At 44.6% G+C, this 6,223-nt stretch carries 6 protein-coding genes and 1 tRNA gene; 2 read left to right on the forward strand and 5 right to left on the reverse strand.

The genetic code is table 11. The features are described from left to right. From QZX97_RS05840 to metG, 3 genes are all read right to left on the reverse strand, one after another. A partial coding sequence (locus tag QZX97_RS05840) for a phage integrase SAM-like domain-containing protein (protein WP_295664462.1) occupies nucleotides 1-581 on the reverse strand: 581 nt, incomplete at its 3' end. Nucleotides 582-833: 252 nt separating this feature from the next. Further along, nucleotides 834-905: transfer RNA gene (locus QZX97_RS05845), tRNA-Arg, on the reverse strand. A 114-nt stretch (nucleotides 906-1,019) separates the two neighbouring features. Beyond that, complete coding sequence (gene metG, locus QZX97_RS05850; protein ID WP_295648316.1) at nucleotides 1,020-3,086, reverse strand: methionine--tRNA ligase; 2,067 nt, start codon at nucleotides 3,084-3,086, stop codon at nucleotides 1,020-1,022. A 99-nt stretch (nucleotides 3,087-3,185) separates the two neighbouring features. Between metG and QZX97_RS05855 the strand changes: the two genes are divergently transcribed. Together QZX97_RS05855 and QZX97_RS05860 are read left to right on the forward strand one after the other, a co-directional pair. Further along, the gene (locus QZX97_RS05855; RefSeq protein ID WP_295648319.1) at nucleotides 3,186-4,079 is read left to right on the forward strand and encodes an LD-carboxypeptidase; all 894 of its coding nucleotides are present in this window, start codon (nucleotides 3,186-3,188) and stop codon (nucleotides 4,077-4,079) included. Between the two features lies 1 nt (nucleotide 4,080). Further along, the gene (locus QZX97_RS05860; RefSeq protein WP_295648320.1) at nucleotides 4,081-4,485 is read left to right on the forward strand and encodes a DoxX family protein; all 405 of its coding nucleotides are present in this window, start codon (nucleotides 4,081-4,083) and stop codon (nucleotides 4,483-4,485) included. Between the two features lie 83 nt (nucleotides 4,486-4,568). Here QZX97_RS05860 and QZX97_RS05865 read toward each other — a convergent pair whose 3' ends face one another. Further along, nucleotides 4,569-5,489: a DUF1735 domain-containing protein gene (locus tag QZX97_RS05865; RefSeq protein ID WP_295648323.1), complete on the reverse strand. Its 921-nt coding sequence runs from the start codon at nucleotides 5,487-5,489 to the stop codon at nucleotides 4,569-4,571. 20 nt (nucleotides 5,490-5,509) lie between these two features. Continuing rightward, nucleotides 5,510-6,223 (reverse strand): SusD/RagB family nutrient-binding outer membrane lipoprotein (locus QZX97_RS05870; RefSeq protein WP_295648326.1); only part of this gene is annotated, 714 nt, incomplete at its 5' end.

The following is a 6,223-nucleotide window of genomic DNA, read 5'->3' on the forward strand; positions in this document are numbered from 1 at the left end:
ATCTTTTTTAAGTGTTTTACATATTTGGCGGCAGATACCCCGCTGCATTTGCATACCGTTTTTAGGTAAAATTCATAATTGACAATAAAGGCATGGTTCAAACTTTTAACATCCATATCAGCTATGCCATATTGATGCTGCACAAACAACGACAAGTGCTTAAAGGAACTGCGATAACTTTTAAGGGTGTTGGCTACAAAGCCATTGCCAATTAATGCTTTTACCTGGTCGTTATGCTCATTAAATAACGCTACTATATAGTAGGGTTTTTCTGCACGGCCAATAAATTGATTACGTAACCTGTCGGCGGTAATAATTTCACCTGCGCCAATTAGTTGCTGGTGTGCGTTCATTACTTTGGCTTGCAGGGTGTCTAAGTAACTGTTTAAAGCCCTTACTTCCGATTTAGTGCCGATGCCCCGCCCGGAGTGGTTATTCCACCCTGATGGCTCACAATCTCGTCCGGCAGACACTTCTGAACGTTTGCCATTGACGGTAATACGCATATAAACAGGCATAGTACCTGCTACGTAAGCTTTTTGTTTCTTTAAATAAAAGAGCAGATTGAAATTAGTTTTCATGATTACAAGCATTAAAAAGTTAAACAAATGTATGCTTGCAACTAATAGGTATCAAGATGTTCAATTATTTAACTGGCTGGTAGTCAATAATTTACAGCGTTTTTGGTGAGTAGTAACTTTGCTTTATGGTACTCACCGAATTACTCACTTTTTTAATGTGATTTGGTGCATATTTTGGTGTTTTGACCAAAAAACAAAAGCCTGCAATCATTTGATTTGCAGGCTTTTATCATGTTTTGATATTGATTTTAGTGGTCCCGACGAGAATCGAACTCATATCTAAAGTTTAGGAAACTTCTATTCTATCCGTTGAACTACGGGACCCTATCAATATGCGAATTATTGAATGTGCAAATGTGCGAATTATTGGCGAATGTGTAAAATTAAGATACAAGTCATTTGCACATACACACATCTACCCATTTGCTCATTAAAACATTATCTCACAACCGAACCATTGGGCATCCAATTTACCGGTGCTGCAAACGTCAGTTTGCCTTCGGCGTTCTCGGCCATTAATATCATTCCCTGCGACAGGATGCCTTTTATTTCTCTTGGTTCCAGGTTTATCAGTATACTTACCTGCTGGCCTATGATGCCCTCGGGTTCGAAATGTTCGGCAATGCCCGATACGACAGTGCGCTGGTCGATACCTGTATCAATCGTGAGTTTCATCAGCTTTTTGGTTTTAGCCACCTTTTCGGCTGTCAGTATAGTGCCTATGCGCACATCCATCGCTGCAAACTGGTCGAAACTGATGTTTTCCTTTGCGGGAATGGCTGGTTTTTCTTCAACTACAACCGGGCCTTCAATGGCTAACTTTTTATCGATGAGTTTTTGCATTTGGCGTTCTATCACCTCATCTTCCACTTTTTCGAACAGTAATGATGATTGGTTAAGTTGATGCCCTTTAGCGAAGGCTACTTCTTCATCAAAACCAACTACATCTTTCGGCCAATTGAGCATACCGAATATCTTTTTTGCGGTGCCCGGTAAAAAGGGCTGCAGGCATGTGGCCAAATGGACTATGAGCGCCAAACAATTGTGGAGCGCAAGCCTGGCATCTTCGGGGTTGGTCTTGATGGTTTTCCAGGGTTCTTTTTCGGTCAAATAACGATTGCCCAAGCGGGCTATTTCCATCATGGTTTGTTGTGCCGACCTGAACTTGTATCCTTCAAAATTCCGTTCCAGCTCATCGTAAAACTTGCCTAATTCAGTATCAAGGGTCGCATCCTGTAAAGTGATGGTTGCACTTTCGCTTTCAATTTTACCATCGTAAAACTTGTGCATGAGTATCATTACCCGGTTCACAAAATTACCGAGTATAGCTACCAGTTCGTTGTTTACACGTGCCTGGTAATCTTTCCAGGTAAACTCGCTGTCGCTGGTTTCGGGGGCAATGGCTGTCAAATAATAGCGCAGCTCATCAACCCTGTTGGGCAGGTCGGTAAGGTATTCATCCATCTCGATGCTCCAACCTCGGCTGGTGCTCATTTTGTCGCCTTCCAGGTTCATAAACTCGTTGGCGGGCACATTATCGGGCAATACAAACTCCCCGTGTGCTTTCAGCATCACCGGGAACACAATACAATGGAACACGATATTGTCTTTACCAATAAAGTGTACCAACTTGCTTTCCTTATCCTGCCAGTAAATTTTCCAGTCTTTATCGTTATCAATGGCCCATTGCTTGGTTGCCGATATATAGCCAATCGGCGCATCAAACCAAACATATAACACCTTGCCATCAGCGCCTTTTACGGGCACTTTAATGCCCCAATCCAAATCGCGGGTAACGGCGCGGGGGTGCAGGCCGCCATCTATCCAACTTTTGCATTGGCCGTAAACAGTGCTGCGCCAATCGTCGGCATGGCCTTTTAGTATCCACTCTTTTAACCAGTCCTCGTATTTGTCTAAAGGTAGATACCAGTGTTTAGTTGGTTTTAAAACGGGTTTATTGCCGCTTAAGGTCGAGCGCGGGTTGATCAATTCCTCCGGACTTAACGAGGTACCGCATTTTTCGCACTGGTCGCCGTAAGCGTTCTCGTTACCGCAGTTGGGGCAGGTACCAATGATGTAACGGTCGGCTAAAAATACACCGGCATGCTCATCATAATATTGCTCGTCCTCTTTTTCTATAAAGATGCCTTTATCGTTCAGGTTGGTAAAAAAATCCTGAGCGGTTTGGTGGTGCAGGTCTGAGCTGGTACGATGGTATATATCGAAAGAAATTCCTATTTGTTCGAAGCAGTCTTTTATCAGCGCGTGGTACTTGTCGACAATAGCTCGCGGCGTAGTATGCTCCTTCATGGCCTGGTTGGCAATGGCGGTGCCATGCTCGTCGCTACCACATACAAAAACAACATCGCGCTTCCGCAAACGCAGATAACGGGCGTAAAGGTCGGCAGGAATGTAAGCTCCCGCAAGGTGGCCAATATGCTTTGGGCCGTTTGCATAGGGTAGCGCTGCCGTAATGGTATAACGTTTATATTTTTGTGGTTCCAATTATTTAAGCGGTATTATGTATTTTGGCAAAGATAGCTTTTTGATGTCGGATGTCGGATTTACGATTTCGGAATTTTTATTTTTTACTTTTGATTTAACATGAAGCCACCCTACCTAAAACCCGGCGATAAAGTTGCCATAACGTGCCCGGCAAAAAAACTGCCCAAACCCATGACGGATGCCATAGCACTGCTTGAATTGTGGGGGCTGGAAGTTGTATTGGGCGAAACTGTAACGGCATCGTACCACCAATTTGCCGGTGATGATGCATTGCGTGCCCGCGATATGCAGCGGTTTTTGGATGACGATGGTATCAAAGCCATATTTGCTGCACGCGGGGGATACGGCACCATTCGTATTATCGACCAGCTGGATTTTACGCATTTTTCGCAAAATCCAAAATGGCTGGTTGGCTTTAGCGATATCACTGTGTTACATGCCCATATTTGGGCAAATTATGATATACAAAGCATCCACGGGCAAATGCCCGTAACTATTCCCGATGCATCGACAACGTCTCTCAAAACGCTTAAAAATGCCTTGTTTGGCGATGCAGTAAATTACGATTTAAATACCCATCCCGACAATCGGGAAGGGAACGCGGAAGGGATTTTGGTTGGTGGCAACCTTTCGCTGCTCGTGGCAATGTTGGGCTCTGTGTCCGACTATATTTATGACGGTAAGATACTTTTTATTGAAGACGTGGGCGAATACCTTTATGCGATTGACCGCATGCTGCGCACCCTAAAACGGGCGGGCAAACTAAGCCATCTGGCCGGGCTTATTGTTGGGGGTTTTACCGAAACAAAGGATAACGATATCCCCTTTGGGCAAACCGTTGAACAAATAGTGATGGAGGTTGTAAAAGATTATGACTATCCTGTATGTTTTGGTTTCCCCGCAGGGCATATACCCGATAACCGGGCGCTCATTTTAGGCAGAAAACTGAATTTGTCTGTTCAATCGCATCGTATAAACGCAAAATACATTTAAAATGGCTTTTTTATCAAAACTCGGAAAGTACAAAAACACCGGCCTGCTGTTTATGCGCGTTGGCTTGGGTGTAATGTTTGTTTATCACGGTTACCCTAAACTACTGGGCGGGCCCCATAAATGGACGGCACTTGGTGGCGCGGCAAAATTGATAGGAATACATTTTCTGCCTGTGGTATGGGGTTTTCTGTCGGCGTGCACCGAAACATTTGGCGGTTTTTTATTAGTTATCGGTTTGGCATTCCGCCCGGTTTGTTTGTTGTTGCTCATCAATATGGTGGTTGCAGCATTATTCACCTACAGCGGCGAAGGTTTAATGGCCGCCAGCCACGCCATTGAGGATGGGGTTGTTTTTTTAGGCCTTTTATTTGTAGGACCGGGTAGTTATAGTGTAGATAAAAAGTGAGGGCCCGATTTTTTTTTTCTGGCAACAAAAAAGCCGCCCCAAATTTGGAGCGGCTTTTTTTATTATGTGATAATGCTAAATTATCAATGGTATGTATCGTCGATATACCTGGCCGAAGCACCACCCGAAACGTAATTCATTTCGAATACTTTTGGCGATGCGTTGGTTGCCGGCGGAGGTACGGTAAACTTAGGCGGCACCATGTTGCTGATACCTGCTGCCGACCATTTTGCAAGATCGCCAGGCAGGAATTGCACAGACCAGTTTGAGTAAGTTACCGTGCTGCCACTAACTGAACGTGTAAAGGTGATATCGTAATTTACACCTGTGCCGTTATAGCCGGTCAGCATTTGTATTTCAGTTGGCGAAATAGGATAAATGGTACCTGATTGACCAAGGCCTGTAATATCCGGTGGGATATTGGTTGCGCCCGGGCCTGTACCATTTTGCCACCTGCGATAATCCCATGTATACGAACCAGCGAAATCGTTACCGATAACGTGGTAATAATGTACACCAAAGTTACCACTAATGGTAGCACCAGGGGCACTCTTGATCGACATCGCCAGCATATAACTTGATGACGGGCTCAACATATTCCTGTTGATTACGCAATTTAAGTAAACAACGCGCTGACCTGCCGGTATAGTTATTGTTACATCAGGAAATGTATACGAATTTGAAGGGAACGGCAGATAATTTATTGATGGGTTAGCCGCATCATACGAAGTAACAATGGTGTTATCGACACCAACGGTTACGCTTAACGGCGATGACAAGGTATTTGGAGAAGAAAGCTCTACTGCAAACTTCAACGTGTCGATACCCGCTGCAACAATCGCATCGTTACCAAAGAATGCCGGGCCCGACATTGGCATATCCACCACATTCGGCGTAGTCGACAAGTCGATGAAGGAACTATCCTTCAAGCACGAACTAAGCGATAGCGTAGACAATGCAAGGATTGCCGCTGCTATGATTTTATTTAAATTTTTTGTTTTCATTTTCTTTATCATTTAAATATTTATTGTGCCCAGAAAATCTTCGAAGTAAACGCATCTATATTGGTAGGCACATTAGCCGCGTTATTTGTGAACTCGGTGCTTGGATAGTATATCCTGTTAGGTACAGGGCCTGTACCCAATGCGCCGGCTGCTGTTGAGCGTGGCAAGTTGTTTGGATAGCCTGTCCTTCTGAATTCGTTGTAAATTTCGAACCAGCCATAGTGCGAAAGCGCGATGTACTTTTGTACAATAATAGCTTGTTGTTCTGCAGCGAACGAACCGTTAGAGAAGTTCCAATTGATGTTTGCAAGCGATTGAGTGTAGTAAGTTAATGCTGCAGCCGATGCTGAAGGTACGCCTAAAGCAGCGAACGAAGCATTGATACCATGCTCATAGTAATATTGGGCGCCTACAGCAGTTGCCGGCGAAGGCACAGAAGCAGTAGTACCTGCCACTATGCCGTCCAATACACCTTCCGAAAGAAGGAAACAACCTTCCGCACCCGATAATAAAACGGCAGGCATGGTTGGTGCAATCAATATACCAGGGCCGAAAGTTCCGGCAGTAGCATTGGTTACGTTAGTTGCATCGTTGCCCAACACGTTACCATTGATGGTGGTACCGGCAGAAGCGCCTGCGGCAAATATACGGCTCAAACGAGGGTCATTAGTGCTACTCAACAAGTTTGTTTCGTATTTATTGGCCCTGTAGTAAGCGTGGCCGCTAATTTCGGC

Origin of the sequence: uncultured Mucilaginibacter sp. (assembly GCF_903893715.1) — a bacterium.
GTDB lineage: Bacteria > Bacteroidota > Bacteroidia > Sphingobacteriales > Sphingobacteriaceae > Mucilaginibacter.